The 25648-nt window shown below is 50.6% G+C and carries 22 protein-coding genes and 1 tRNA gene; 16 read left to right on the plus strand and 7 right to left on the minus strand.

The window, feature by feature from the left end:
• Positions 1-28 precede the first annotated feature (28 nt).
• Genes Q4491_RS02980 through pepA form a run of 3 tightly spaced genes read right to left on the minus strand, consistent with a single transcriptional unit; the run spans position 29 to position 4915 of the window.
• Complete coding sequence (locus Q4491_RS02980) at positions 29-2890, minus strand: valine--tRNA ligase (RefSeq protein ID WP_303454436.1); 2862 nt, start codon at positions 2888-2890, stop codon at positions 29-31.
• Positions 2891-2916: 26 nt separating this feature from the next.
• Complete coding sequence (locus tag Q4491_RS02985) at positions 2917-3357, minus strand: DNA polymerase III subunit chi (RefSeq protein WP_192015482.1); 441 nt, start codon at positions 3355-3357, stop codon at positions 2917-2919.
• A 49-nt stretch (positions 3358-3406) separates the two neighbouring features.
• The gene (pepA, locus tag Q4491_RS02990; protein WP_192015483.1) at positions 3407-4915 is read right to left on the minus strand and encodes a leucyl aminopeptidase; all 1509 of its coding nucleotides are present in this window, start codon (positions 4913-4915) and stop codon (positions 3407-3409) included.
• 193 nt (positions 4916-5108) lie between these two features.
• Between pepA and lptF the strand changes: the two genes are divergently transcribed.
• A complete protein-coding gene (gene lptF, locus Q4491_RS02995; RefSeq protein ID WP_303454443.1) occupies positions 5109-6209 on the plus strand; it encodes an LPS export ABC transporter permease LptF in 1101 nt (366 codons plus the stop codon).
• Entirely contained in the window at positions 6209-7279 is a 1071-nt protein-coding gene (gene lptG / locus Q4491_RS03000; RefSeq protein WP_303454447.1) for an LPS export ABC transporter permease LptG, read from the plus strand. Before lptF ends, lptG begins: the two co-directional genes overlap by 1 nt.
• Positions 7280-7355: 76 nt before the next feature.
• On the opposite strand, the gene Q4491_RS03005 is transcribed toward lptG, so the two are convergent.
• A complete protein-coding gene (locus Q4491_RS03005; RefSeq protein ID WP_225445135.1) occupies positions 7356-7850 on the minus strand; it encodes an RDD family protein in 495 nt (164 codons plus the stop codon).
• A 254-nt stretch (positions 7851-8104) separates the two neighbouring features.
• Here Q4491_RS03005 and Q4491_RS03010 point away from each other — a divergent pair.
• Positions 8105-8191, plus strand: a tRNA-Leu gene (locus tag Q4491_RS03010).
• A gap of 154 nt (positions 8192-8345) precedes the next feature.
• Here Q4491_RS03010 and Q4491_RS03015 read toward each other — a convergent pair.
• Positions 8346-8945: a TetR/AcrR family transcriptional regulator gene (locus Q4491_RS03015; RefSeq protein ID WP_237793786.1), complete on the minus strand. Its 600-nt coding sequence runs from the start codon at positions 8943-8945 to the stop codon at positions 8346-8348.
• 124 nt (positions 8946-9069) lie between these two features.
• On the opposite strand from Q4491_RS03015, the gene Q4491_RS03020 reads away from it, so the two are divergent.
• From Q4491_RS03020 to Q4491_RS03055, 9 genes are all read left to right on the plus strand, one after another.
• Positions 9070-10158 carry an MBL fold metallo-hydrolase gene (locus tag Q4491_RS03020; RefSeq protein WP_303454455.1) on the plus strand — a complete coding sequence of 363 codons (1089 nt, stop codon included), beginning with the start codon at positions 9070-9072 and terminating at the stop codon, positions 10156-10158.
• Between the two features lie 221 nt (positions 10159-10379).
• A complete protein-coding gene (locus Q4491_RS21510) occupies positions 10380-10619 on the plus strand; it encodes an EAL domain-containing protein (RefSeq protein ID WP_368393374.1) in 240 nt (79 codons plus the stop codon).
• Between the two features lie 345 nt (positions 10620-10964).
• On the plus strand, positions 10965-12674 hold the full coding sequence (gene aspT, locus Q4491_RS03025) for an aspartate-alanine antiporter (protein ID WP_218383469.1): 1710 nt from the start codon (positions 10965-10967) through the stop codon (positions 12672-12674).
• 57 nt (positions 12675-12731) lie between these two features.
• Positions 12732-14324: a bifunctional aspartate transaminase/aspartate 4-decarboxylase gene (locus Q4491_RS03030; protein WP_218383467.1), complete on the plus strand. Its 1593-nt coding sequence runs from the start codon at positions 12732-12734 to the stop codon at positions 14322-14324.
• A 269-nt stretch (positions 14325-14593) separates the two neighbouring features.
• Positions 14594-15469, plus strand: a complete 876-nt coding sequence (locus tag Q4491_RS03035) for a mechanosensitive ion channel family protein (protein WP_303454464.1) — start codon at positions 14594-14596, stop codon at positions 15467-15469.
• 323 nt (positions 15470-15792) lie between these two features.
• Positions 15793-16332: a GNAT family N-acetyltransferase gene (locus tag Q4491_RS03040; protein WP_303454466.1), complete on the plus strand. Its 540-nt coding sequence runs from the start codon at positions 15793-15795 to the stop codon at positions 16330-16332.
• A 27-nt stretch (positions 16333-16359) separates the two neighbouring features.
• On the plus strand, positions 16360-16767 hold the full coding sequence (locus tag Q4491_RS03045) for a GFA family protein (RefSeq protein ID WP_303454731.1): 408 nt from the start codon (positions 16360-16362) through the stop codon (positions 16765-16767).
• Between the two features lie 238 nt (positions 16768-17005).
• Positions 17006-17674 carry a cytochrome c gene (locus Q4491_RS03050; protein ID WP_218383462.1) on the plus strand — a complete coding sequence of 223 codons (669 nt, stop codon included), beginning with the start codon at positions 17006-17008 and terminating at the stop codon, positions 17672-17674.
• On the plus strand, positions 17671-18612 hold the full coding sequence (locus Q4491_RS03055; RefSeq protein WP_303454469.1) for a c-type cytochrome: 942 nt from the start codon (positions 17671-17673) through the stop codon (positions 18610-18612). The genes Q4491_RS03050 and Q4491_RS03055 overlap by 4 nt, the downstream gene beginning before the upstream one ends.
• 72 nt (positions 18613-18684) lie before the next feature.
• Here Q4491_RS03055 and Q4491_RS03060 read toward each other — a convergent pair whose 3' ends face one another.
• Positions 18685-20901 (minus strand): methyl-accepting chemotaxis protein, encoded by a 2217-nt coding sequence (locus tag Q4491_RS03060; RefSeq protein WP_303454472.1) that lies wholly within the window; start codon positions 20899-20901, stop codon positions 18685-18687.
• Between the two features lie 292 nt (positions 20902-21193).
• Between Q4491_RS03060 and Q4491_RS03065 the strand changes: the two genes are divergently transcribed.
• Positions 21194-21373 carry a hypothetical protein gene (locus Q4491_RS03065; RefSeq protein ID WP_192015495.1) on the plus strand — a complete coding sequence of 60 codons (180 nt, stop codon included), beginning with the start codon at positions 21194-21196 and terminating at the stop codon, positions 21371-21373.
• Between the two features lie 43 nt (positions 21374-21416).
• Here the strand turns inward: Q4491_RS03065 and Q4491_RS03070 are convergent, their stop codons facing one another.
• Positions 21417-22328: a D-alanine--D-alanine ligase gene (locus Q4491_RS03070; RefSeq protein ID WP_192015496.1), complete on the minus strand. Its 912-nt coding sequence runs from the start codon at positions 22326-22328 to the stop codon at positions 21417-21419.
• A gap of 320 nt (positions 22329-22648) precedes the next feature.
• Between Q4491_RS03070 and Q4491_RS03075 the strand changes: the two genes are divergently transcribed.
• The 3 genes from Q4491_RS03075 (at position 22649) to Q4491_RS03085 (ending at position 25629) form a co-directional block, all read left to right on the plus strand.
• On the plus strand, positions 22649-23665 hold the full coding sequence (locus Q4491_RS03075) for a TRAP transporter substrate-binding protein (RefSeq protein WP_192015497.1): 1017 nt from the start codon (positions 22649-22651) through the stop codon (positions 23663-23665).
• A 97-nt stretch (positions 23666-23762) separates the two neighbouring features.
• Complete coding sequence (locus Q4491_RS03080; protein WP_192015498.1) at positions 23763-24314, plus strand: TRAP transporter small permease subunit; 552 nt, start codon at positions 23763-23765, stop codon at positions 24312-24314.
• The gene (locus Q4491_RS03085) at positions 24307-25629 is read left to right on the plus strand and encodes a TRAP transporter large permease subunit (protein WP_192015499.1); all 1323 of its coding nucleotides are present in this window, start codon (positions 24307-24309) and stop codon (positions 25627-25629) included. The genes Q4491_RS03080 and Q4491_RS03085 overlap by 8 nt, the downstream gene beginning before the upstream one ends.
• Positions 25630-25648 lie beyond the last annotated feature (19 nt).

The following is a 25648-nucleotide window of genomic DNA, read 5'->3' on the forward strand; positions in this document are numbered from 1 at the left end:
TTTTTTTTTTGATGTCGACGGACATCGCTTACAGCGCTGCGATAGTCGCTTTCTGCTCTTCCAGTTTGATCAGGGTTTCTTTGTAACCTTCCAGCTTCTCGCGCTCTTTGGCCACCACGGCTTCCGGGGCTTTCGCCACGAAACCTTCGTTACCCAGTTTGCCCGCGATGCGTTTGATCTCGCCCTGTGTCTTGGCCATTTCTTTGTCCAGACGCGCCAGCTCGGCGTCTTTGTCGATCAGGCCAGCCATCGGGATCATCAGGGTAGACTTGCCGACCAGTGCCGTGGCACAGGCTGGGGTTGCTTCGCCGTCTGCCAGCACCTGCAGGCTGTCCAGCTTCGCCAGCGCAACCAGTACGGCCTGATTTTGCTGCAGGCGGGCCGCGTCTTTGTCATCAGCGGCTTTGAGCATCACATTCAAACCTTTACTTGGTGCGATGTCGTACTCGGCGCGCAGGTTACGGATGCTGGTGATGAATTGCTTCACCCACTCGATGTCAGCCAGTGCGTCCGCATTGAAGTTTGCGTCATCATACTGAGGCAGCGCCTGAGTCATGATGGTGTCGCCTTCTACGCCTTTCACCAGTGGTTTCACGCTCTGCCAGATGGTTTCCGTGATGTACGGGATCACCGGATGGGCCAGACGCAGAGTCTTCTCCAGTACAGTGATCAGAGTACGGCGGGTTGCGCGCTGCTGCGCTTCGCTGCCCTTCCACAGTACTGGCTTGGTCAGCTCCAGATACCAGTCACAGAACTGGTTCCAGATGAACTCGTAGATAGTGTTGGCAGCCATGTCCAGACGGAAGTTTTCAATGTGGGCATTGAACTCTTTCGCGGCCAGCTCGAACTGCGACTCGATCCACTTGTCAGCCAGTGAGTATTCCAGCTCGGCACCGTCGGCAAAGCCGCAATCCTGATCTTCGGTGTTCATCAGCACGTAGCGGCTGGCGTTCCACAGTTTGTTACAGAAGTTACGGTAACCTTCCAGGCGTTTCATGTCCCAGTTGATGTCACGACCGGTGGACGCCATGGCGGCCAGGGTGAAACGCAGGGCATCGGTGCCGTAAGGTTCAATGCCGTTTTCGAACGTCTTGCGGGTATTCTTCTCGATCTTCGCCGCCAGCTGTGGCTGCATCATGTTGCCGGTACGTTTCTGTACCAGAGACTCCAGATCAATACCGTCGATCATGTCGATCGGGTCCAGCACGTTACCTTTCGATTTCGACATTTTGTCGCCGTTCTCATCACGGATCAGACCGGTGACATAAACGGTTTTGAACGGTACCTGGGCTTTGCCGTCTTCGTCTTTACAGAAGTGCATGGTCATCATGATCATACGGGCAACCCAGAAGAAGATGATGTCGAAGCCGGTCACCAGCACATCTGACGGGTGGAAGACTTTCAGATCGTCCGTCTGCTCCGGCCAGCCCTGGGTGCCGAAGGTCCACAGGGCAGAGGAGAACCAGGTGTCCAGCACGTCATTGTCTTGTTTCAGCACCACGACAGGGGCCAGGCTGTACTTCTCACGTACTTCTTCTTCGGTGCGGCCCACATAGACCTTACCGTCGTTGTCGTACCAGGCCGGGATGCGGTGACCCCACCACAGCTGACGGGAAATACACCAGTCCTGTACGTCGCGCATCCAGGAGAAGTACATGTTCTCGTACTGCTTAGGCACGAATTTGATATCGCCGTCTTCAACCGCTTTCACCGCCGGTGCAGCCAGCGGGGCAGTGCGCACGTACCACTGGTCGGTCAGCATGGGTTCGATCACTACGCCACCACGGTCGCCGTAAGGGACAGTCAGGTCGTGATCTTTGACTTCATCCAGCAGACCCAACTGATCGAACTCGGCCACGATGGCTTTACGCGCTTCGAATCGTTCCATGCCCTGGTAGGCGGCCGGAAGATCGGTGCTGTAAGCATCTGTGGGTTCGCCATTACTGTTAAAGACTTCAGCTTCGTTGCGGATGTTGGCATCGAAGGTCAGGATGTTGATCATCGGCAGGCTGTGACGTTTGCCGACTTCGTAGTCGTTGAAATCGTGCGCCGGGGTGATTTTTACACAACCCGTGCCTTTTTCCATGTCGGCGTGCTCGTCACCGACAATAGGGATGCGACGATTGATGATTGGCAGCAGAATGTGCTGGCCGATCAGATCTTTGTAACGTGGATCTTCAGGGTTAACCGCAACGCCTGTATCACCCAGCATGGTTTCAGGACGGGTGGTAGCAACCACAATGTAGTCTTTACCGTCTGCGGTTTTGACACCGTCGGCCAGCGGGTAGCGGAAGTGCCACATGTGGCCTTTCTTGTCTTTGTTCTCGACTTCCAGATCCGAAATGGCGGTGTGCAGCTTAGGATCCCAGTTTACCAGGCGCTTGCCACGGTAAATCAGATCGTCTTCATACAGACGCACGAAGACTTCACGCACGGCGTTAGACAGCCCTTCGTCCATAGTGAAGCGTTCGCGATCCCAGTCAACAGAAGCACCCAGGCGGCGCAGCTGTTTGGTGATGGTGCCGCCGGATTCGCCTTTCCATTCCCAGATCTTGTCGATGAAGGCATCACGACCGTAATCGTGCTTGGTTTTGCCTTCTTCTGCTGCGATCTTACGCTCCACAACCATTTGAGTCGCGATACCAGCGTGGTCAGTACCGACCTGCCACAGGGTGTTTTTGCCTTTCATGCGCTCACAGCGGATCAGGGTATCCATGATGGAATCCTGGAACGCGTGGCCCATGTGCAGGCTGCCCGTGACGTTTGGCGGTGGGATCATGATGCTGTAGGCATCTTTCGTCGTGTCACCGTGAGGCTTGAAGTAACCTGCCTCTTCCCAGCGCTTATACAGCGCTTGTTCAATCGATTGTGGGTTGTATGTCTTTTCCATAGCGCTCTTGATGGATCTAGGTGGAATTAGGGCGATTCAGGCGCAGGTGTGGTCTGCAATTGAATGCCTGCCAACCGGTACGCTTTATAGCGTTCGCGGGCCTGCTGCTTGAGTTTTTCATCGCAAGGCACGAAGTCTACCACTTGTGCAAAGGTCACGGCAAAATTTGGTGCATCCTGACTGAGATTGATCAGTATTGCCCGGCGACCGCTGTGTCGCAGGCCGGGCCAGCCGATTTCAACCGGAGAACCCTGTCTGGGGCCTTCTCCAATCAGGTTGTGGGGCACGAAGTTGTCCGGATCTTGCTGCCAGAGGTATTCGTCCAGCCATTCGGCCTGCTCACGGGTTTCCGCCAGCAGGAACACAGACTGGCCTTGCTGATACCACCATGCTGCTTGCTGACCGGCCAGTTTCAGCCTCGCCTCAGGTTCGGCGTCGTCAATGATATAAAAGGTAGCATGGCTCATAATGTCTTATCCGAAAAAAGGGGCCGGCTGGCCCCTCTGTCGATGATGGTTAATCGAGGTTTTCCAGCCCGGCCCGGTTGAGCAGGAACTGGACCAGCAAAGGTACCGGACGTCCGGTTGCGCCTTTGTTTTTACCGCCTGTCCAGGCGGTCCCTGCGATGTCGAGGTGCGCCCAGTTATATTTCTTGGTGAAGCGCGACAGGAAGCACCCTGCGGTAATGGTGCCAGCGCCCGGTGTACCTATGTTGGCCAGATCCGCAAACGGGCTGGCCAGCTGTTCATGGTATTCATCGTTCATTGGCAGGCGCCATGCGCGGTCGCCGGCCTGCTCAGAGGCGTTGACCAGCTCATGCGCCAGCGGGTTATGGTTAGCCATCAGACCGCTGATGTGATTGCCCAGGGCCACTACGCAGGCGCCGGTCAGAGTGGCGACGTCAATCACGCACTCAGGCTCAAAGCGCTCAACGTAAGTCAGTGCGTCACACAATACCAGGCGGCCTTCGGCATCGGTATTGAGCACTTCCACGGTTTGCCCTGACATAGTGGTCAGGATGTCACCCGGACGATAGGCATTGCCGCCCGGCATGTTTTCACAGCCTGCCAGCACGCCTATCACATTGATGGGCAGATTCAGTTTCGCCAGTGAACGCATGGCACCGAATACGGTAGCCGCGCCACACATGTCGTATTTCATCTCGTCCATGTTGGCTGACGGCTTGATGGAAATACCGCCTGAGTCAAACGTCAGACCTTTACCGACCAGCACCAGCGGCTTGGCATTAGGATCAGGGTGACCTTTGTACTCAATGATCGACATCATGGCTTCATTTTTCGAGCCCTGGCCCACGGCCAGATACGAGGTCATGCCCAGCTCTTTCATTTCCTGCTCGCCAATGATTTTGGTGCTGACGGTGTCGAAGTCATCTGCCAGTCGGCGGGCCTGAGAGGCCAGGTAGGCCGGATTCGCCACGTTAGGCGGCATATTGCCCAGATCTTTCGCTGCGCGGACACCCGAAGCGATCGCCAGACCATGGCTGATAGCACGCTCACCCAGTGACAGCTCGCGGCGTGTCGGGACATTGAAAACCAGCTTGCGCAGCGGGCGGCGGGTTTCCGGCTTGGTGCTCTTGAACTGGTTAAAGGTGTAGAGGCTGTCTTTGGTGGTCTCAACCGCCTGACGGACTTTCCAGTAAGTATCACGGCCTTTAACGTGCAGTTCAGTCAGGAAGCAGACGGCTTCCATTGACCCGGTTTCATTCAGCGTGCTAATAGTTTGCTTAATAATTTGTTTGTACTGGCGTTCATCCAGCTCACGCTCTTTACCACAGCCAACGAGTAAAACGCGCTCGGAAAGAACGTTCGGGACATGGTGAAGCAACAGCATCTGGCCAGGCTTTCCTTCCAGATCACCACGACGCAGCAGGGAACTTATGTAACCCTCGCTGATCTTATCCAGTTGTTCAGCAATTGGAGAGAGGCGGCGTGGTTCAAAGACGCCAACGACGATACAGGCACTGCGCTGTTTCTCGGGGCTACCACTTTTTACACTGAACTCCATGCGTACTCCTACATCCTATAAAGACAATTAGGGCTAAATGTTAGATAATACCGCACTTACTTGTTGGTTCTTGAATTCAGGTTAAGATCAAAGTGCAGGCTGACAGTTAGCCGAAAGATAAAAAAATAACTGATTTACCGGAAAATTATAGTGATTCCAGCAAAAAAACAAGTTTTCTATGGGTATATAACGCGTGATTATTGTTCGTTATTTGACACGTGAGACAATCAAGAGCCAGGTAGCGGTCCTTTTTGTATTGTTTCTTATCTTTATCAGTCAGAAGTTTATCCGCATTCTGGCTGATGCGACAGACGGATCCATTCCTGGTGATCTGGTGCTGACTCTGATGGGGCTTTATATGCCCTCAATGGCGATGCTGATGCTGCCGTTGAGTTTATATATTGGGATCCTGCTCACTTTCGGACGATTATATGCCGAAAGTGAAATCACAGTCATGAATGCAACCGGTATCGGGAACACCTTCCTGATTCGGGCGGCACTGTGGCTGGCGATTATCACAGGGGCAATTGCGGCGTTCAATGCGCTGTGGCTGGCTCCCTGGAGTGCCGAAAAAGAAACTCAGGTCATGGAGAAAGTGGAAGCAGACTCAGGTCTGGATCTGCTGGTGAAAGGCCAGTTTCAGGGCGCGCCGGATGGCCGTGGCGTGGTGTTCGTCGATGATATTTCTGACAAGGGCAGCAAGCTGCACCGGGTATTCGTCGCACAGCCGACTGCCAGTGATACATTGCGTCCTAGTGTGATGTTTGCCAACAGCGGTACTGTGGATGTACTCAAAGATGGCCGCCAGGTTCTCGATCTGCAGGATGGCGTCCGCTATGAGGGACTGCCGACCCGTTTGGACTATTCCATCACGGCTTTTGATAATTATCAGGCGGTGATCGGCCAGCGCGCAATCAAAGAAAAAGATCGTGACTGGGATGCATTGCCAACCTTGGCCCTGATGCAGCGGCCAGAACTGGCGGCCCAGGCCGAATTCCAGTGGCGGATGTCCCTGGTGATCTGTATCCCGCTGCTGACTATGGTGGTGGTGCCTTTATCGGCGGTGAATCCGCGGCAGGGGCGCTTTGCCAAACTGGTGCCTGCGGTGCTGATCTATCTTTGTTATTTCCTGGCGATCAGCGCGGCGAAATCGGCGGTGGAAGATGGTGGGCTGCCGGTCGGTGTCGGATTGTGGAGTATTAATATTGTCATGCTGTTAGTGGCGATTGGGCTCAACAGCTGGGACTCGCTGCCAATGCGACAATTCAGAGACAAATTCCGGAGACGCGGCTGATGTTTAAAATTCTCGACTGGTACATTGGCCGTACCATTATTGCCACTTCTGCTCTGACGCTGTCGACCCTGGTGGGCCTGTCAGCCATCATCAAATACGTGGAACAGCTGCGTAAAGTGGGCGACGGAACGTACGATTTATGGAAAGCATTACTCTTTGTGCTGCTCAGCGCACCACGTGATATCGAAATGTTCTTCCCGATGGCAGTATTGCTGGGAGCGCTGATAGGTCTGGGCACACTGGCGTCCAGTTCAGAGCTGGTGGTTATGCAGGCGGCAGGCTTCTCTAAGCTGGATATCGGCCTGTCGGTGCTGAAAACCGCTGTGCCACTGATGTTGCTGGTGATGGTGCTGGGGCAGTGGGGAGCCCCGGAAGCGCAGAAAGCAGCGCGGGAATTACGTGCGATCTGGACTTCTGGCGGTAATGTGTTTTCGGTACAGCGCGGGGTCTGGGCCAAAGATGATAACGACTTTATTTACATTGGCCGAATTCATGAACAAACCAATCTCAACGCAATAAACATCTGGGAATTTGATGAAAAAGACGCGCTGAAAGACAGTTTGTTTGCCCGCTCTGCGACTTTTCTCGACGGAAAAGGCTGGGAGCTGAAAGATGTCACTGTGACCCACATTGGCGAAGAAAAGCAGGAAAATATCCATTTCGACACCAAAATCTGGCAGACCAGTCTGACCCCGGATAAGCTGGCCGTGGTCACAGTCAAGCCGGAAGAACTGGCACTTTCAGGTGTATACGATTATGTGCAGTATTTAAAAGACACCAAGCAGGATGCCTCCCGCTATGAGCTGGCATTCTGGCGTAAAGCCCTGCAGCCGTTCTCAATAGCCGTCATGATGCTGCTGGCTCTGTCTTTCGTTTTCGGGCCGTTACGTTCCGTAACTATGGGGGCACGGGTACTGTCCGGGGTGATCTTCGGGTTTGCTTTCTACATTTCTAATGAAGTGTTCGGCCCGCTGAGTATGGTGTACCGTTTGCACCCTGTTATAGGTGCGTTGGGGCCAAGTCTGGTTTTCCTCTTTATTACCCTCTATCTGCTCCGACGCAAACTCTGAGTCTGATGACAGGCTCCGATGACAGATAGACAAAAGGCGCCGTTCAGGCGCCTTTTTTGCACGTTCGATCTGCCGATCAGTTGGGTTTTGGCAGCAGCACCATTTCACATTCTGCCATCAAATCCTGCAGTGATTGTTTGGTGTGGCTGAAAGGCACCAGCAAATTGCCCAGGCCAAAGGCCGATGTCGCCATGCGGATAAGGGCTTGGGTAAAACGGATATTTGAACCATCGGCATTTTGAATGCGCAGCTTCCAGGCGCGCATTCCCAGTGTCTGGCCAGCCTTGCACCAGAAATAGCCAAAGAAGGCGACTATGGTGGCACCCAGATACACAGAGTATATCGGTGCAGCAACCGGATGCCGGGTGAGATATTCACTGGCATCAGCATAGTTGCCCAGGCTCAGTGCGCCACTGCTGAGCAGCAGAGCAATAATGGCCATGGCAAGACCGCCTGCCAGCATCAGTACCGCTGCGACGACCAGAGCGTCATAAATCCAGGCCCCGATCCGGCGAAATAGCCCCGGATATTGTTTGGTTTGCGTCATGTCCTTTTTCACTGTTGTTGTCATGGTTCCACCAGAAAGAGTAAAGAGGGCAGGCAAACCTACCTGCCCTAAAAAAACTGCGGCACAGTGTAGCAATAGTTCCAGGCTCAGGGTACTCAAGTCGCGAGTTACCGTGCCATTGCACCTCATAGTGTCGACTGGATTGGCAACATTATGCATGGGAAAAAGCCGCAGTGATGAAAAATGCAGCAAACGGTGTATCACTCTTCATAAAGTTGCTTGCACATCAACACCGTATACGTATAATGACCGCCATTGCCCGGGTGGCGAAATTGGTAGACGCAGCGGATTCAAAATCCGCCGGTGGTAACACTGTGCCGGTTCAAGTCCGGCCCCGGGCACCAACTTCAACGACAAAGCCTCGACGAAAGTCGGGGCTTTGTCGTTTCTGCCGCTCAAAAACTTACGCTCGCTTTTTTCTTGTCATCAACCTGCGAGAGGCGAGCTTAAGCCTTTTTATCCTCATTCGATTGTGCATGAAAATGTCAGTGGCGGGATTTAGTGTACTGAGCCATACCTTGCCACAAACATCTTCACTGTTTCTTCGATCACGCTTTGCTCGTCGGCATTCTCTAGTGCGCTGAACCCATAGAGTTTCGGGTAAAACGTAAAGGCTTTCAGCTGGTAGACAAACTGCCGCGCTGCGAAGTCGCAATCTTCCACCATCAGCACACCGGCTGAATTGGCATCCTGTAAAAATTGCACCAGCGCAGTCATACAGCCGATGTCTGTATTATCAAGCGACTGCATCAGTTCGGGTTGCTGCAACATTTGCATAAAGGCAATTTTGGCGATGCGTAACAGCTGCGGTGAGGTCAGTAGGGCGACCTCCTGCCCGGCAATTTCTGTCAGCTGCTCTGCAATGTCCCGACTGGCATTAAAGGGTTTGTCCACTCCCTGGCTCAACTGCTCAAACATGCGTGCCAGGATAGCTTCAAACAGTACCTGCTTGGTGGCGAAGTGGTTATACACGGTGCGCTTTGAGACGCCGGCCTCACTGGAGACCTGATCCATACTAGTCTGTTCGACTCCCTGTTGATGAAACAGGGTTTCAGCGGCGTCCAGAATCGCCAGCCTCTTTTTCTCTGATAACGTCATGCCAGTCCTCACTATTCACCCCGGCATTGTAGCCAAACACAAAAAAACTTGCACTACAGAGTTTACTTTGCTTTGTTTGAGTGTAAAACTACACCGTATAGTTTACTTTATTGGGTGGGGAAACATGCGTATCTGTCGATGGACATTAACCTGTGCCGTGGGTATAGCAGTCGGAGTGATGATCGTGAATAACAACTTATCTGCCGAGATGACGGAAACCGCCGCTCAGTCTGAGCGCTTTTATGAAGGGACCTTTCATAATGCCAAACACCGCGAGCAGCCGGGCTTGATGAAGACACTGGGTATCCTGACTCGCTATATCACAGAGAAGCGGGTGGATGTATCGCCCAGCAGTGCAGTACCTGTCCAGGCGTTGAGCAGAAGGCAGTTGGATGCGCTGAGCACAGATGCCATTCATGTCGTTAAATTAGGCCACTCTTCCATCTTACTCAAAGTGAAGAGTGAGTACTGGCTGCTTGATCCTGTGTTTTCTGAGCGCGCCTCGCCTTTTTCTTTTTTAGGGCCTAAGCGCTTTCATCCTGCGCCTATCAGCATAGATGCATTGCCGCCTATAGATAAAGTGCTGATTTCTCATAATCATTATGACCATTTAGATAAAGCGGCGATAAAACAACTGGCCGCGAAAACCTCGCAGTTTCTGGTGCCTCTGGGGGTAGAAGGTGATTTGAAAAACTGGGGCGTTGATGAAGCGAAAATCCTGACATTTGGCTGGTGGCAGGAACACCAGAGCAGGGATGCCATGATAGCGTTTACGCCGACCCAGCATTTTTCAGGACGCGGACTGACGGACGCGAATCAGACCTTATGGGGATCATGGGTGATCAAAACGGAGGACACCAGTTTGTATTTCAGTGGCGATTCCGGTTATTTCGACGGTTTTAAGGCCATCGGGCACAAATACGGCCCTTTTGATCTGACTATGATCGAAACCGGCGCTTATGATAAAGACTGGGCCAGCGTGCATATGACGCCGGAAGAATCGGCACAGGCCCACCTGGACTTACAGGGCAACATCATGATGCCCATCCACAACGGGACTTTTGATCTGGCGTTTCATGCCTGGTACGAACCGTTGGAACGTATCTGCTCGGTCTCCAAAGAGCGCGGTATTACTCTCACAACCCCTGTATTTGGCCAGCCAATGGCGCTGACACAACTTCCTGTCACCACAGCCTGGTGGCGAGAGATCTGAGCCGTCAGAATTGAGCCCCGGATATGATGAAGCCCCTGCTTGTAAGAGCCGGGGCTTTTTACTTCATTGCAGGCCATTGACCTGTAGCGTTGAGGAAGAAATAAATACTGCATCTTGCTGATAAATGAATTGATTAGAGCGCTACAGTGCGTAAAATCTGATTCTCAGAAGGCATATTTATACAGATATCAGAGCCGGGCAGAAGAAAGCACACGCTCAGAATCCATGAAAAAGGCCCGATACCACCTTGCTGGTTTATTCCTGTCGCAGAGGAGAAGGGGTTTAACCTCGATATTGGCAACTGGGTGCTGATGCAGGCGGTGTCAGATATTCATAGATTAAATGGCGAGCTGGCCACACAGTTGGCAGTGCCTATCAATATTTCCAGACGTCAGTTACAGGCTGAACACCTTTATTCTTTGATTGATTATGATGACGAACACTCTGCTGGTCTCATTTAAATGACAAATTTAATATTTATATTCACTCATTTTGTACAGGTAAATTAAGCAGAGGAAAAACTTCACATAGAGCATGTTTTATAAATATCAAATATTTATTTCGACATGTTTCACACTTTAACTTAATCCTTTTCTTTAGTGTGAGTGTTATTTTATTTTCGTTTTTATTCCCTTTAAAAACAATACGATATGTGTGTTTTTGCTGTGCGGGTGAAGCGGTTTCATTATCAGGTTTTCTTGACGAATATGTACTCGGGTATACACTCAATGAGTTCCCTGATTGAGCGATGGTTTTGTATTTAGCTTGGGAGCGAAATACGAAAGGATGTTTAATTGGAGTAAAAGATGGATTTAATTCACAATCTCTTCACCTCAACACCTCTTATTGCTTTATTTGTTACACTCGCTCTTGGTTATCTTGTCGGGAAAATATCAATAGGAAAGTTTGTATTAGGCGGCGTTGCTGGCACGCTTCTTATGGGGGTTCTGGTTGGTCAGTTTGGTGTCGAAATCGATGGCGATGTGAAAAGTGTTTTCTTTGCTTTATTCATTTATGCCGTGGGATTTCAGGGGGGACCACAATTTTTCAAAGCAATCAACTTTCGTACGATCAATATATTGCTTTCTGCAGTAGTCATGACTTTAAGCGGATTGCTCGTTGTGCTCTGTACCGCGTGGCTATTTGATTTAGATCGTGGAACAGCGGCTGGCCTGGCTGCTGGCGGACTCACACAATCAGCCATTATTGGTACTGCCGGTGATGCAATAGCTAAGCTTCCTGGTATTTCTTCAGATGTTGTTCATACAATGCAAACCAATGTTGCTGTTGGGTATGCAGTCACATATATTTTTGGCTCTCTTGGACCTATTTTGATGGTTTCTATTATTCCGGCCATTATGGGATGGAATATTCGTCAGGAGGCACTGAAGTTAGCTGAAAAACAAAGCTCAGGAAAACCTGAGTTAGAACCTGGTCAGTTCAATGCATTAACGTTTTTGGTGTCGAGGGCCTATAAAGTGACGCCTGAGTCGTCCGTTTACGGTAGGACGATCTCTGATATTAATAACGATTTGCTAGATACAGCGATAGAGTTGGTTGAACGCGATGGGGAAACAATCAATCTGGATCAACTGAAAACGCTTAATGAAGGCGATATCGTCACTGTGACTGGACGGCGTGATGCTATTAGCTCAGAGCAGCTTACATTTGGTCAAGAAATCAGCCTACCTGCCGATCAGGTTTTGGTCGAGGAAGACAGAGAACTTATTATTCAAGACCCAAGCTTAATCGGAAAAACGCTGCAGGAAATTAAACAAAATATCAATCGTGATGAATATCGTGGTGTCTACATTACTCATTATAAACGGGGTGGAGAAGCTGTTGAAATTACACCTGACTTGATAGTGAGAAAAAATGATGTGATCCAGCTTACTGGGGCACCCAAAGATATTAACCGTATTGAAAGTCGTATCGGTCGCCGTTTGGGGTCTGCATTTGTCACTGATTTTGTACTATTTGGTTCCGGTATGGTGCTTGGATTTCTTATCGGAATGATCCACTTTAAAATTGCAGGTATTCCCGTCACTATTGGATCGGGTGCCGGTTGTCTTGTCTCTGGGCTTATTGTTGGGTGGCTTCACAGTCGTCGCCCCAGTAATGCCTCTTTCCCGCTAGGAGCGTCAAATTTTGTTCGTGATATTGGCCTTGCTATATTTGTTGGAATTGTCGGTTTGGAGGCTGGTCCTCAGGCAGTAGAAACCATCAAGGAACATGGTATGGCACTGCTGTTCATGGGGGTCGGGGTTACCATTATTCCGCAGATTATCGGATTTTTGATTTCTTACTATATTTTGAGAATTAAAAATCCGGTTGAAGTGTTGGGTTGTCTAACGGGTGGACGAAGTGCAAATCCAGGTTTTGCTGCATTGCTTGAAAAAACAGAAAATGCGACTCCTGTTTTTACCTTCACTGTTACCTATGCTGTCGCCAATGTGCTTTTAACACTTTGGGGGCCGATTATTGTCGGTGTTATATCCGTAAATGCAGGTATGTGATGTTTATTTGATAGTGATTAATACACCTGATCAATGCTTTGAAAAAGGAAAAGTATCATGACTGATAACAACATTTCACAGTTCGAAAACTTAAGTCCATTTGAGTTAAAAGACAAGCTTATTGATGCGGCAAAGTCTGTTCCTGATCGCCTGCTTCTTGATGCAGGGCGTGGTAATCCCAATTTTCTAGCGACACTTCCCCGTAGGGCTTTTCTGCGATTAGGAGATTTTGCCATAGAAGAGGCTGAGCGAGCTTATTCGTATCTTGATGCGGGCTTTGGTGGTATCCCTAATGGGCAAGGAATGGTGGAACGCTTTGATACATTTGCGCGTGATAACAGTAATACGGTAGGTATCAGTTTCCTGCAACGGGCCATGAGCTATGCACAAGATCGATTGGGTATTAATAAACAAGACTTTTTACATGAATTCGTATTAGCTTTTCTGGGGTGTAATTATCCTGTACCTCCTCGGATGCTGACGCATGCCGAAACAATAGTGAAAGAATATATCTGTCGCGAAATGTATGGCTCAATGCCGCTGTCTCAGGATTTTGACCTGTTTGCCACGGAAGGGGGGACGGCATCTATGACATACTCCTTCCATACATTATTTACGAATGGCTTATTGGCAAAAGGCGATAAAATCGCACTGATGACGCCAATATTCACCCCTTATCTAGAAATTCCTGAACTAGAAGAATATGAACTTGATGTTGTTGAAGTTCGCCTAAATGAAGAAACCTGGCAATTAGATGACAGCGAAGTTGAAAAACTGGCAGATCCTGCTATTAAACTTCTGTGTGTCGTGAATCCGGCTAACCCTGCTTCAGTCCGACTATCAAATGAGTCTCTGGACAAAATTGCACGTTTAGTTGAAAACCAAAGACAGGATCTGTTTATTATTACAGACGATGTGTATGGCACTTTTTCCGATGACTTTATCTCATTGTTTGCTAAATGCTCATATAACACTATGTGCGTTTATTCGTTTTCAAAATATTTTGGCGCGACTGGATGGCGACTGGGTACCACTGCGATTCATCATAAAAATGTATTTGATGATGCGATTCAATCTTTACCTGAGAGTAAGCTAAAGTCTTTGGATCAACGTTATCAAACACTCCTTCCTAATCCAAGAGAGCTTCGTTTTATTGATCGTATGGTTGCCGATAGCCGAAATGTAGCTCTTAACCATACGGCTGGGCTTTCATTGCCTCAACAAGTTCAAATGGCATTGTTTTCCCTATCATGCCTGATGGATTCTGCAGAGGTTTACAAATCAGCTTGTAAGCGAATTATTCGTGAACGCTATAATACGCTTTATAAAAATATTGGTGTGATACCTGAACATTCAGATGAAAGTGTCGACTACTATACCTTACTGGATTTGGATATTTTAGGTGTCAAAATGTATGGCCAGGAGTTTGTCGACTGGTTTAAAACTAACAATAAAGGTAAGGGATTTCTCTTCCGACTGGCAGAGCAAACTGGCGTGATTCTGCTACCCGGAAAAGGTTTTGATGTTATTCATGGTTCTGCTCGTGTTTCATTGGCTAACTTGACTCATTATGAGTATGAGTTGATTGGTCGTGAAACCCGGAAAGTTCTTGATGAATATTACACAGATTATTTAGAAAGCAAAAAGTAGATTTATACGATCTGTATAAACAATCTTCTGGACAGGATCGCGATTTCATCAATCTTGTTAGCGATAAAAAAGCAGCGAAAGATATCATATCTTTCGCTGCTTTTGTCTGATCACATCACTATAGACTCAATAATCTGCTTTACAACCTCACTGACTATGGGCGAGACTTCTCCCTGTAAATTTTATGGTCAATGTTTTGTGCTGTTTGCTGCTGTGCAGGGCGCGATAATCTGCTAACAGGTTGAATGCTAACTATGTGGGATCCTTTCTTGGAAAAAATTGAGCTGGTCATGATGTACTTTTTGACCCACAAACTCTTGCTCAGTCTGTGTGTCATACTGCTGGTGATCGTGATCCGTCGTGTCACCATCACGCGGATCCGTGGCGAGGTTAATTTTCTCAGTGAAGATCAGCGAAAATGGATCTCGCGCACCAAAAATGGCGCTTTTACCTTATTGCTGCTGACCCTTTTTCTATTATGGGAATCGGAAATCAGCAAGTTTGCCCTGTCGCTGACCGCCATTGCAGTGGCCCTGGTGGTGGCATCGAAAGAAATCATTCTCTGTATTACCGGCTCCCTGCAGCGTGCCAGTTCCCGTTCGTTCCGAATTGGCGACTGGATTGAAGTGGGACCAGTTTACGGCGAGGTTATCGAGCATAATCTGATGGCTACTGTGATTCAGGAAATTGCCCTGCAGCAAGGCCAGTACCATTACACGGGCAAAACCATTACTTTGCCGAACAGTATGTTTTTTACCGTGGCGGTAAAAAACCTGAATTTCATGAAACGCTATGTTTATCATGTGTTTACTGTCACAGTGAAAGAAACGGTGAACCTCTATCCTATGGTTCCTGTTCTGTTGGATAAAATTGACGAACATATCGCCGACTTTATCGATATAGCCAGACGCTATAACCATATGATTGAGCGCCATGCCGGGGTCGATTTACCGGGTTCAGATCCGCATATTTATATCACCACGACCGCCACGGGTGAGCAGCAGGTGCACTTTAAGCTGTTTTGTCCGACAGTGCAGGCAGCCGAACTGGAGGCGAGAATCCGGGAAGACTTTATGACCCTGTACTGTGAACAATATCTGCCTGTTGCCGCCAAAACCGTTGATCTGGAATACCAATCAGCCTGATCTGCGTCGGATAAATCACATCATATATCGCAAAAGCCAAGCAGCGCCCTGAGGCGCTGCTTGGCTTTTGCACAAACTGATTTTCATTGAACACAACACAGTTCGGGTAGTGAATGATCACCACTGTGATTGAAGCAAGTTGCAGGCCAGCATGCGTTCAGTTTCAAGTCTTTGAAAGTTAGAGCACTAAAATGGCTCTACTTGGGTTTTCGGTCTGGCAATTGCATTTTGCAGTTGCTTCTTGCAACCCCACTCAGAATTTGCAATTTGAAAAGGCACAAGGCATTGTGCTACCGGATGTATAAGTATTAAGGATGACACGTATGTTCAGTCAGATCGTTGATCAGGATATCGAACTGGTTCTGATTCAGCCTTCTTTCGCAGCCCGTTATGTCGAGCTGGTGAATGCGCATTTTGATTATCTGGCCCAGTGGCTGGCCTGGCCGCCACACTGTAATACCGAGGCGGATTTTACCGATTTTATCCGTCGCTCCCTGCATGATTACGCAGAGGGGAAATCCCTGGTGTGCGGCATTTTTTACCGGGGACAACTGGTCGGCAACTGCAGCTTTAATACCATAGATTACAGCCTGAAAACGGTGGATATCGGTTACTGGCTGGCGGCCGATTTTCAGGGGCAGGGCATTATTACCCGGGTATGCCGCCATCTTTGCTGCCTGGCGTTTGACCACTTTGCTATGGAGAAAGTGGTGATTTCAGCCGCGGTTGAAAATACGGCGAGCAGAGCGGTTGCGGAACGTCTGGGCATGAAGCTGGAAGGAGTGATCACCCGCAGTGAGAACCTCAACGGCCGCATCCTTGATCATGCTATTTATGCCCTCCATCGTGATTCAGAACATTAATGATTGTAAGGAGAGATAATGAGTGAAGTGACTTACCCTATTCACGGGGCCTGCCAGTGTGGCGGCGTGACGTATACATTGCTCACACCGCCGGCAATGGTTGTGGCCTGCCACTGCAAAGAGTGCCAGAAGCTCTCGACCAGTGCGTTCAGCATTACCGCTATGGTGGACGCCAAAGACGTGGTTTTTGAAGGCGAGATGGCTGACTGGTCTCGTCCTGCTGACAGCGGTAATACCAGCGCCGCGAAATTTTGCCCGACCTGCGGCAACCGTATTTATCATTTTAATCCCAAGCAGCCTGATGCCATTAAACTGAAACCCAGTAACCTGAGTGACACCCGCGTGATTCAGCCGACTGCTCATGTCTGGGTCAGTGAAAAACAGGACTGGGTTTCCATTCCGGCTGGCGTGAAGCAATTTGCCCGGCAGCCGTAAATCCAGCCCACTCTTCCCTGCTTAATCAGTGCCTACTGCCTAACCTCGCTTGATCGTCTACCCCTTAGCTATGGGATATAACTCCAATGGTATGAAAGGTTTGTGCAGACAAGAGATTACTAATCACGGTGCTTTTTTGTTCTACACTCAGAAAGGCAATGTCCGGCAACCTCAGCATGCACGCTGTAAAAGGGCCGGGTGTAAAGCATGACATAAATAAGAATAACAGGGTATCGCGATGAGCAATGTATTCAATATTGGGCCAGGAAAGGCCTGTGGGTGGTTAGGCTTAGGTTTGCTGCTGTTATCTGGCGGCATACAGGCAAAAACAGAAGAAGAGGCAAAAGCGCAGATCAAGCAGGATCTGATAGGCTTTTGTTCAGATTGTCATGGCAGAAACGGGGTGTCTGAGCTTAAGAATGTGCCTAACCTGCGTGCCCAGCCTCCTGAGTATCTGAAAGCGCAGTTGCTGGCTTTTCGCAGTCAGCAAAGAAGCAGCTCCTTCATGGATGCATTTATCTATCAGATTAATGATGCACAGATTGAGCAGGCTGTGGCCCATTTCTCTGCCCAGCCTTCGGCACTGAAAGGCAAACCAGCCTGGCGCGGTGAGAAATGGCCCGGTGACATGGCCGCCGGCGAACAGCTTGCGTATGTGGGTAATGCGTCGGCCAATGTTCCCGCCTGTGTGGCCTGCCACGGCCCAAGTGGTATTGGGGTGGAACCGGGTTTTCCACGGTTGGAGGGGCAGAAACCTCAATACATGATCAACCAGCTTAAAGCATGGCAGGCCGGTAAACGTCCGCCAGGCCCCCTTGGTGTGATGAGTGCTATTGCCAAGTCAATGACGGATGATGAAATTGTCGCCGTTTCTCACTACTTTGCGCAACTGGGGGGCGAACAATGAAAACGCTAATGTTGTTCACTGTGTGTCTGATGAGCTCTGCGGTCTCGGCCGCCACCGAGTATGAACAAGAGTATGTGCATTTAGGCGAAGTGGAGCCGGGCAAGCGATTGCCAGAGGGAGAAAACTACCACGCCCTGCCAGACTGGAATAACCTGCCTGAAGCGCATTTTGGCGAAGCGGTAAAGAAGGGCTATACCCTTTTTACAGATACCCAATCGCTTAAAGAGCAGGGAGTGATCAAAGGGGGGCTGAACTGTGTTAACTGCCATCTGAACGCTGGTCGTCTGGCCGGTGGCGCTCCGCTTTGGGCCGCTTATGTGGCGTATCCGGCCTACCGTTCCAAAAATGACAGAGTGAACACTTTTGAAGACAGGCTGCAGGGATGCTTTCGCTATTCGATGAACGGTGGCGATAAAGTACCGGCGCTGGACAGTGATGAAATCCGAGCCTTGACGGCGTATTCCTATTGGCTGGCAACCAATGCGCCGGTTAACAGCCAGTTACCCGGCCGCGGGTATTTCAGTGCAGACAAACCTGCACAGGCTCCTGATTTTGCACGTGGTAAAGCGGTTTATCAGGAACAATGCGCATTTTGCCATGCGCAGAACGGTGAGGGACGTAAAGCTGAAGGACGTTATGTTTTCCCGCCGCTTTGGGGAGAAGACAGTTATAACTGGGGCGCTGGTATGCACCAGATCAATACTGCGGCTGCTTTTATTAAAACCAACATGCCGCTGGGGATGGGCAATACGCTGACCGATCAGCAAGCCTGGGACGTCGCCCTGTACATCAACAGCCAGAACCGGCCCCAGGATCCGCGCTTTACCGGCAATGTAAAAGAAACCGCTGAAAAATATCATGCCCATCAGGGCATGTATGGTAAGCCTTCGCCGGCTGATAAGCACATTCTTGGTGATCCGGCTCAACAACCCAAATGACCCGGTGAGTTGAAATTAAGCGAGATAGCGAATGACGGCTCGCTGTCTCGCTTATTACGGCCGATTAAATCATTACACCTTGAAGTGACCAGCCATTTTTTCCAGTTGGGCAGAGAGGGTGGACAGCTCTTCGCTGCTGGCTGATATCTGTTCGACCGCGCTGCTGGTGTCGCGCGACATAATATAAATATTGTTGATATTATTGCTGATTTCTTCTGACACTGCAGATTGCTGCTCAGAGGCTGCCGCGATCTGAGATGTCATGTCTGCGATATGTTCCACCGATTGCACCACTTGCTGAAGGCGCTGAGTGGCATTGGTGGCCTGTTCAGAGACGCCGTAAGTGTGCTCAATGCTTCTGGTCATTACATCGCTGACGTCACGGCCGTGGTTGAGCAGGGTTTCCAGCATGGTGGCGGTGTCGCTGGTGGCATCCTGAGTGTGTTGAGCCAGATGACGCACTTCTTCTGCAACAACGGCAAAGCCACGCCCGTGTTCGCCTGCCCGTGCAGCTTCAATCGCGGCATTGAGGGCAAGCAGGTTAGTCTGGTCAGCAATATTGCGTATGGTGTCCAGTACCTTGGTGATCTCATCTGAGCTTTGACGAAGCAGGCCCAGTTTATCGTTGGCTTCACGCATGTCACTGGACATTTCATTTAGCCTTTCAGTACTTTGCATAAGTAGGCCAGCGCAATCTGTCACTTGGGTGTTGGCATCGTTGCTGACAGTGGCGACTGTCGCTATATTGCCTGAGATATCTTTGGCTGTGGCACTCATCTGATCGATCGCCACTGTCAGCTGTGTGGTTTCCTGCTCCTGCCGCGATACAGTCTCTGCCGTCTGCACCGCACTGGCAGCTAATGCCTCCGCTTCACTGCGCTGCTGACCGGCCGCGATTTTCAGTTGATGGATGATCTCACTCAGTTTACCGGACATGGTTTTCATCGAGGCATACACCCCGGTCGCCGGTTTGTCGTCAGCCATGTCCAGACGCAGATTGCCGTCGGCAATGGCGCTGGCAATGTGTTCCATGTGCTCAGGCTCTCCGCCTATCGGTCTGGTAATGCTGCGGCTGATCAGGAGGGCGGCAGGAATGATCAGTACCAGCATAGCCAGAATGACAAAAAAACCGCTGATATTGAGCTGGCTGATGGCTGCCAGCGCTTCAGCTTGGTCGATCTCTGCAACGATAACCCAGCGTATGGCCCCGAATTGAACCGGTGCAAACGCCGATAGCACGGCGTTTCCTTTGTAGTCACTGATGGCATCAATATTGGTTTCACCCGCCAGGGCGCGGCGCACGGCTTCGGTATCAATACTGCCTTTGTCAGGATGCAGGAAAGAAGCATGTACTGAGTGGTTAACAGGGTCGATATACGAGTTGGAACGCATCAGCTTATCCGGCCCGACAAGGTAGGTTTCCCCGCTGTCACCCAGTCCGGCCCGGACGCCCATAATGGCCGTCAGACGATCGATCGGAAACTGAATAACTAATACACCAGCCAGACTTGCCCCCTGATAAACCGGAGCCGCTATGAAACCGGCCGGAGAGTGGTAAGAGGGCAGATAGAGGCTGAAATCTATCAACGCAGTCTGGCCTTTCGCCAGCGCCATTCCAGCCTGGTAAGCGTGACTGAGCAAGCTGGCACTGAAAGGGCCGTTATTCAGAGAGGTCGCAAAATCCACTTCCTTGTAGACGCTGTACACTACCTGTGACGTTTGCGCATCGATCAGAAAGAGATCGTAATAGCCTGAGGTTTCAATCAGCTCCCGAAAAAATGGGTGATAGGCAGCATGGGCCTGATCGTAGGCTGAATCACCGCTTTCATCGAGCCGTTGCTTCTCACCCAAAGGATAAGGACTGTTCGCCAGGTAGCTGGCTTGCAGTGAAATAGCTGCAGGAGAAAGCTGGCTAAATAGCGAGTCTGCGGATATCTGAAGATCCGGCGCGTTAGCCTTCAGCTTGGGGATGAACTGCTCGGTGTAAAACTGTTTGACCTGGTGACGCGCAGTCTCATCGACCGGCGGCAGATCAGCGATTCCCTGACGCAAAGCCTTCAGTGCCTGCGCCGTGAACGGGTTGTTGGCTTCCAGTGTAATTTGCTGATTGAGTGCGGAAAAGTAACGCTCTACCGCATCCAGTTTTACTTCGCGTAATGATTCCAGCTGGTTATAGGCTTGCAGTTTTAGCGAGTCTCCGGCCTGATAAGTGGCAATGATCATCATAGCCAGTGCCGGAACCAGTCCTGACAGGAGCAAAGCGGTGAGTATTTTTTGCTGCAGTTTCATGGTTTGCCTCGTAGAAGCGACGCTGCTGTAATTCGAAATTAGTTCACGTTTTGTGCGACGACGTCAGTTAAACGCGATCAAGAGTGCGTTTTGTGATGTGAATCAAGTGTAATAATGTGAGTGTTGAATAAGCGCATTCAGGGCAGGGGCACGGATGAAGAATCAGGACAATTGTCCCAAAAATAAATGAATTTGCAGTCAGTCTCGGTGCTGAGCAGGCGATTCTTTTTCTGATCGATAAGATTCCGTCGCCCTAACTAGCAGTAATGAACTTAGTCAGGAGACTGTTTTGATGGCAAAAGTGACAACGCTGAGTGCAGAAGAGAAGCAAAATCTGGTGAATGAACTGAAACAGCTCATTGCCCTGCGCATGGGAAAATCGGTCAGTGTGACGCATCAGTTCAATGATGAACAGGGCTTAGTCGTAGCCTTTGCTGTCGAAGGACAACGCTGTATGGAAGTGGCCTTTTAGCCGCCAGTTGCCCGTGCTGAGGTAGCGACGGGCCGCTGACAGATTACACAGGATCAAAAGTGGCCAGCGCCAGTATCTGCTCGATAGTCCGGGTAAAGTCGAGACCGATTTCGCGGCTGGCCATCGGAAAGACGCTGCGCTGGGTCATACCCGGTGACGTATTCATTTCAATAGGGTAGATCTTACCGTCGTCGCCGAGAATCACATCCAGCCGGCCCCAGCCGCGGCATCCTAGCGCCTGAAAAGCCGACAGTGAAAGTTGCTGAATAGCCCGTTCTGTCTCGGTGTTAAGGTCGCTGGGGCAATGGTAACTCGCAGTCTGGGCGCCGAATTTGGCTGTCCAGTCAAAGAAAGTGTCAGAGCGAATTTGTACTACGGGCAGTGCGGTGTCACCCAGAATACCACAGGTGTATTCCCGGCCAGTGATGAAAGCCTCAAGCAGGATATCGTGGTCATATTCAAAGGCCTGCATCACTGCGGCCTCCAGCTGAGCTGAGGACTCTACTTTCGACACCCCTATGCTGCAACCCTGAGAGCTGGGTTTGACGACCAAAGGGTAGCCCAGATCGTCGGCTGCCGACTGAATCTCTTGCAGCGACTGCTGACGATGAACGGCGACCCAATTGGCATAGTGATAACCGTGTTGAGCCAATATCTGGCGTGTGCGCAGTTTATTGAGACACAGTGCTGATGTGGCCAGGCCGCTGCCGGTATAAGGGATTGTCAGCCAGTCCAGCAACCCCTGAATATGACCGCTTTCTCCCAGGCTGCCATGCAGGGCAATAAAGACCTTATCGACCGACTGCAATGCCTCCAGGGTACCGTATAGGCTGGAGGGATCAATCGCCACCACCTCATGCCCTAATTCACCAATGGCTTCGCAGACGGCCTGACCAGAACGCAGTGATACACTCCGCTCGCTCGATTCCCCGCCCATTAACACACCTACACGCATAATCAATCCCTTCCATAAGTCCGTAAGCTCATATAGTAACGAATTAGCCCTGTGATACAAAACTATTGATTTACAAAACAATAATGAAACATGACCTTGGTTCGGTAAATGACAGCTCAATCATTTACTTACCTTTAGATAAAAAACGTGTCAGCGGATAACGAAATCAGATCGCATGAGGTGGCATTGTTGTGATGATCTTCAAAGACAGCCCTTCTTTTTCTCTGCTAGCATTTGTTATCAAAGTTACCGGTAACATAACAACTAACAGCCGGTCTTTAACGACAACGACGTGACTAATAACAATAGGACTGTACCTGATGAAAAAGCTCACCTGCACTCTGCTCGCTGCCTCACTGGCCGGCACTTTTACTGCTTCCGCGCTGGCGGCTGACTACACCTTTAAATTCCAGTCGTCTGACCCGGCTGGAGATAAAAACTTTCAGGTTCAGCAAGCCTGGGCGGAGCGTGTTGAAACCATGTCTGCCGGCCGTATCGACATTGACTTACTGCCTGTGGGCAGTGTGGTTAAACACACCGAAACCCTGAACGCGATTAAACTGGGGATCCTGGATGGTCACATCACAGCGACCAGCTACTTTTCCGGCAAAGATCCTGCGTTCGGTTTGATTGGTAACACGGTCGGTGCCTGGTCTGATACCACTCAGCTGTTGCAGTACGTGAATTACGGTGGCGGCTATCAGCTGATGACCGAGCTGTATGCACCTTACGGGGTGAAATTTGTCGGCGGCTCGACCACAGGTGTGGAGTCTTTTGTGTCTAAAGTACCGGTCAATGGTGTGGACGATCTGAAAGGCCTGAAACTGCGTGCCCCGGAAGGTCTGGTTCAGCAGGTGTTTGCGGCGGCGGGGGCCTCACCGGTTAACCTGCCGGGTTCAGAAGTGTTCACCGGCCTGAGCAAAGGTGTGATTGACGCCGCGGATTACACTGTCTTTTCCACTAACCAGAAAGCCGGTATGAACGATGTGGCCACACACCCGGTTCAGCCGGGCTTCCACTCACTGCCGCTGATCGACATTTCGATGAGCCAGAAAAAGTGGGACAAACTGCCTGCGGATCTGCAGGAGATCCTGACGACCTCTGTACGCGATTTTGCCTATGACATGACCACTCAGCTTAAGATCGCCGATCAGCAGGCGGTGAAAGAAGCCCAGGCGAACCCTAACATTACCATTCACAACTGGTCGGACGAAGAGCGTAAGAAATTCCGGGAAATCGCCCGCGAACAATGGAAAGTATTTGCTCAAAAGTCGCCAAATGCAGAGAAAGTCTACCAATCTGTAACTAAGTTCCTGGAAGATAACGCACTGTTGTAATCCTCCGAACAGCTTGTCTGACACGCACCACTAATCCCCCTGTGAGAGGGCTGTAATCAGCCCTCTGTATCCGATGTAGTAAGAGTTGTGAACTGTCATGAATACCAATCCAACCCCCGCAGAGCATGATGAGGACAAGCCGAAGAATGGCTTGGATGCGGCCATCGTCCACATAGGCAATGCGCTGAGTCTGTTGTTTATTTTTACGGTGATCATTTCATTTTATGAAGTGCTGATGCGCTATGTGTTTGATTCACCGACTATCTGGGTGCATGAAACCGCATCGTTTCTTGGTGGTTCTCTCTTTATTGTCGGCGGCCTGTATGCCATGGCGACCAACAAGCACGTGCGTGTGGTCCTGCTGTACGACATGGTGTCACCGCGCACGCGTCAGTACCTGAATGTATTCCATCATGTGATGGGGCTGCTGTTTTCTGTGCTGATGTCATGGGCCTCGTACACCATGGCCCGTGAAGCCTGGATCACCCCTTGGGGCGAAATGCGTCTGGAAACCTCAGGTTCTGCCTGGAACCCTCCTTTTCCCGCTTTGCTCAAAGGGATCATTTTTATCTGCCTGTGTGTATTGTCTGTGCAGTTTCTGTTGCACCTGATCGCTGAAATCCGTGGACTGAGGAAAAAAGATGTTTGAGTTATCGTCAATGGGGATCGGCTTCGGCAGCCTGCTGATGCTGGGGCTGATGATTGCCTTGTTGCTGACCGGGATGCAACTGGCGTTTGTCACCGGCCTGGTGGCACTGATCTTTACCTTGGGCTGGTTTGGTCCGGATGCCTTGCCGCTGGTCACCAGCCGGATGTATTCGTTTGTCGACGGCTATATTTTCCTCGCTGTGCCTATGTTCGTGCTGATGGCAGCGCTGCTTGATCGCTCCGGCATCGCCCGTGATCTTTTCGACGCCATGAAATCCGTCGGCCGTCGTCTTCGTGGCGGCGTCGCGGTGCAGACCTTGCTGGTGGCCGTGGTGCTGGCGTCCATGTCGGGCGTGATCGGTGGTGAAACCGTGCTGCTGGGTATTCTGGCGTTGCCGCAAATGCTGCGCCTGGGGTATGACCGCAAGCTGGCAATCGGCACCACCTGTGCCGGCGGCGCGCTGGGCACTATGCTACCGCCGAGTATCGTGCTGATCATCTATGGTCTGACGGCCAGCGTGTCGATTGGCGATCTGTTCAAGGCGGCTTTCCTGCCTGCCTTGTTGCTGGCACTGATGTACATCGGCTATGTCCTGATCCGCTGCAAACTCAACCCTGCGCTGGCCCCTTTGCCAACCGAACAAGAGCTGGCGGAAGACGCCGCCAGGGATATCAGCTATTTCAAAGCTTTATTTTTCCCATTACTGTCGGTCGGGGTTGTGCTCGGCAGTATTTACACCGGTGTGGCTTCAGTCACGGAAGCCTCTGCGCTGGGTGTGGTCGGCATCATGATCAGCACTGTGATCCGGCGCGAAATGAGCTGGAGCATGCTCAAAGACAGTGCCATTGCGACCATGCGTACCTGCGGCATGATCATGTGGATCGGCATCGGCGCCAGTGCGCTGGTTGGTGTGTACAACCTGATGGGCGGCATTGATTTCGTTGAAGAAACCATTCTGGCCTTCAGTGGCGGCAGTCCGACCATGACCTTGCTGATTATGATGGTGATCCTGCTGGTACTGGGTATGTTCCTGGACTGGGTGGGAGTCGCGCTGCTGACTATGCCTATCTTTGTGCCCATTATTACCGGTCTGGGCATGGACCCGATCTGGTTCGGCGTGGTGTTCTGCCTCAACATGCAGGTCTCTTTCCTGTCTCCGCCTTTTGGCCCGGCGGCTTTCTATCTTAAATCGGTGGCACCCAAAGATATCAGTCTAGGTGAAATCTTCAGTTCTCTGCTGCCTTTTATCGGCCTTCAGCTGATTGCACTGACTCTGGTGATTGTTTTCCCGCAGCTTGCGCTGTGGTGGCGTTAAGAAAATAACAATAACAATA

The sequence above is a fragment of the Photobacterium sp. 2_MG-2023 genome, assembly GCF_030547675.1.
Classification (GTDB): domain Bacteria; phylum Pseudomonadota; class Gammaproteobacteria; order Enterobacterales; family Vibrionaceae; genus Photobacterium; species Photobacterium arenosum.

Coding starts and splice junctions, on each gene's coding strand:
- Q4491_RS03075 (WP_192015497.1), top strand. CDS start 22,649: ATGAAAAAGCTCACCTGCACTCTGCTCGCTGCCTCACTGGCCGGCACT.
- Q4491_RS03065 (WP_192015495.1), top strand. CDS start 21,194: ATGGCAAAAGTGACAACGCTGAGTGCAGAAGAGAAGCAAAATCTGGTG.
- Q4491_RS02985 (WP_192015482.1), bottom strand. CDS start 3,357: ATGAGCCATGCTACCTTTTATATCATTGACGACGCCGAACCTGAGGCG.
- Q4491_RS03040 (WP_303454466.1), top strand. CDS start 15,793: ATGTTCAGTCAGATCGTTGATCAGGATATCGAACTGGTTCTGATTCAG.
- pepA (WP_192015483.1), bottom strand. CDS start 4,915: ATGGAGTTCAGTGTAAAAAGTGGTAGCCCCGAGAAACAGCGCAGTGCC.
- Q4491_RS03020 (WP_303454455.1), top strand. CDS start 9,070: ATGCGTATCTGTCGATGGACATTAACCTGTGCCGTGGGTATAGCAGTC.
- lptG (WP_303454447.1), top strand. CDS start 6,209: ATGTTTAAAATTCTCGACTGGTACATTGGCCGTACCATTATTGCCACT.
- Q4491_RS03070 (WP_192015496.1), bottom strand. CDS start 22,328: ATGCGTGTAGGTGTGTTAATGGGCGGGGAATCGAGCGAGCGGAGTGTA.
- Q4491_RS03050 (WP_218383462.1), top strand. CDS start 17,006: ATGAGCAATGTATTCAATATTGGGCCAGGAAAGGCCTGTGGGTGGTTA.
- Q4491_RS03060 (WP_303454472.1), bottom strand. CDS start 20,901: ATGAAACTGCAGCAAAAAATACTCACCGCTTTGCTCCTGTCAGGACTG.
- Q4491_RS03080 (WP_192015498.1), top strand. CDS start 23,763: ATGAATACCAATCCAACCCCCGCAGAGCATGATGAGGACAAGCCGAAG.
- Q4491_RS03005 (WP_225445135.1), bottom strand. CDS start 7,850: ATGACAACAACAGTGAAAAAGGACATGACGCAAACCAAACAATATCCG.
- Q4491_RS03030 (WP_218383467.1), top strand. CDS start 12,732: ATGACTGATAACAACATTTCACAGTTCGAAAACTTAAGTCCATTTGAG.
- Q4491_RS03085 (WP_192015499.1), top strand. CDS start 24,307: ATGTTTGAGTTATCGTCAATGGGGATCGGCTTCGGCAGCCTGCTGATG.
- Q4491_RS03015 (WP_237793786.1), bottom strand. CDS start 8,945: ATGACGTTATCAGAGAAAAAGAGGCTGGCGATTCTGGACGCCGCTGAA.
- Q4491_RS03055 (WP_303454469.1), top strand. CDS start 17,671: ATGAAAACGCTAATGTTGTTCACTGTGTGTCTGATGAGCTCTGCGGTC.
- aspT (WP_218383469.1), top strand. CDS start 10,965: ATGGATTTAATTCACAATCTCTTCACCTCAACACCTCTTATTGCTTTA.
- Q4491_RS02980 (WP_303454436.1), bottom strand. CDS start 2,890: ATGGAAAAGACATACAACCCACAATCGATTGAACAAGCGCTGTATAAG.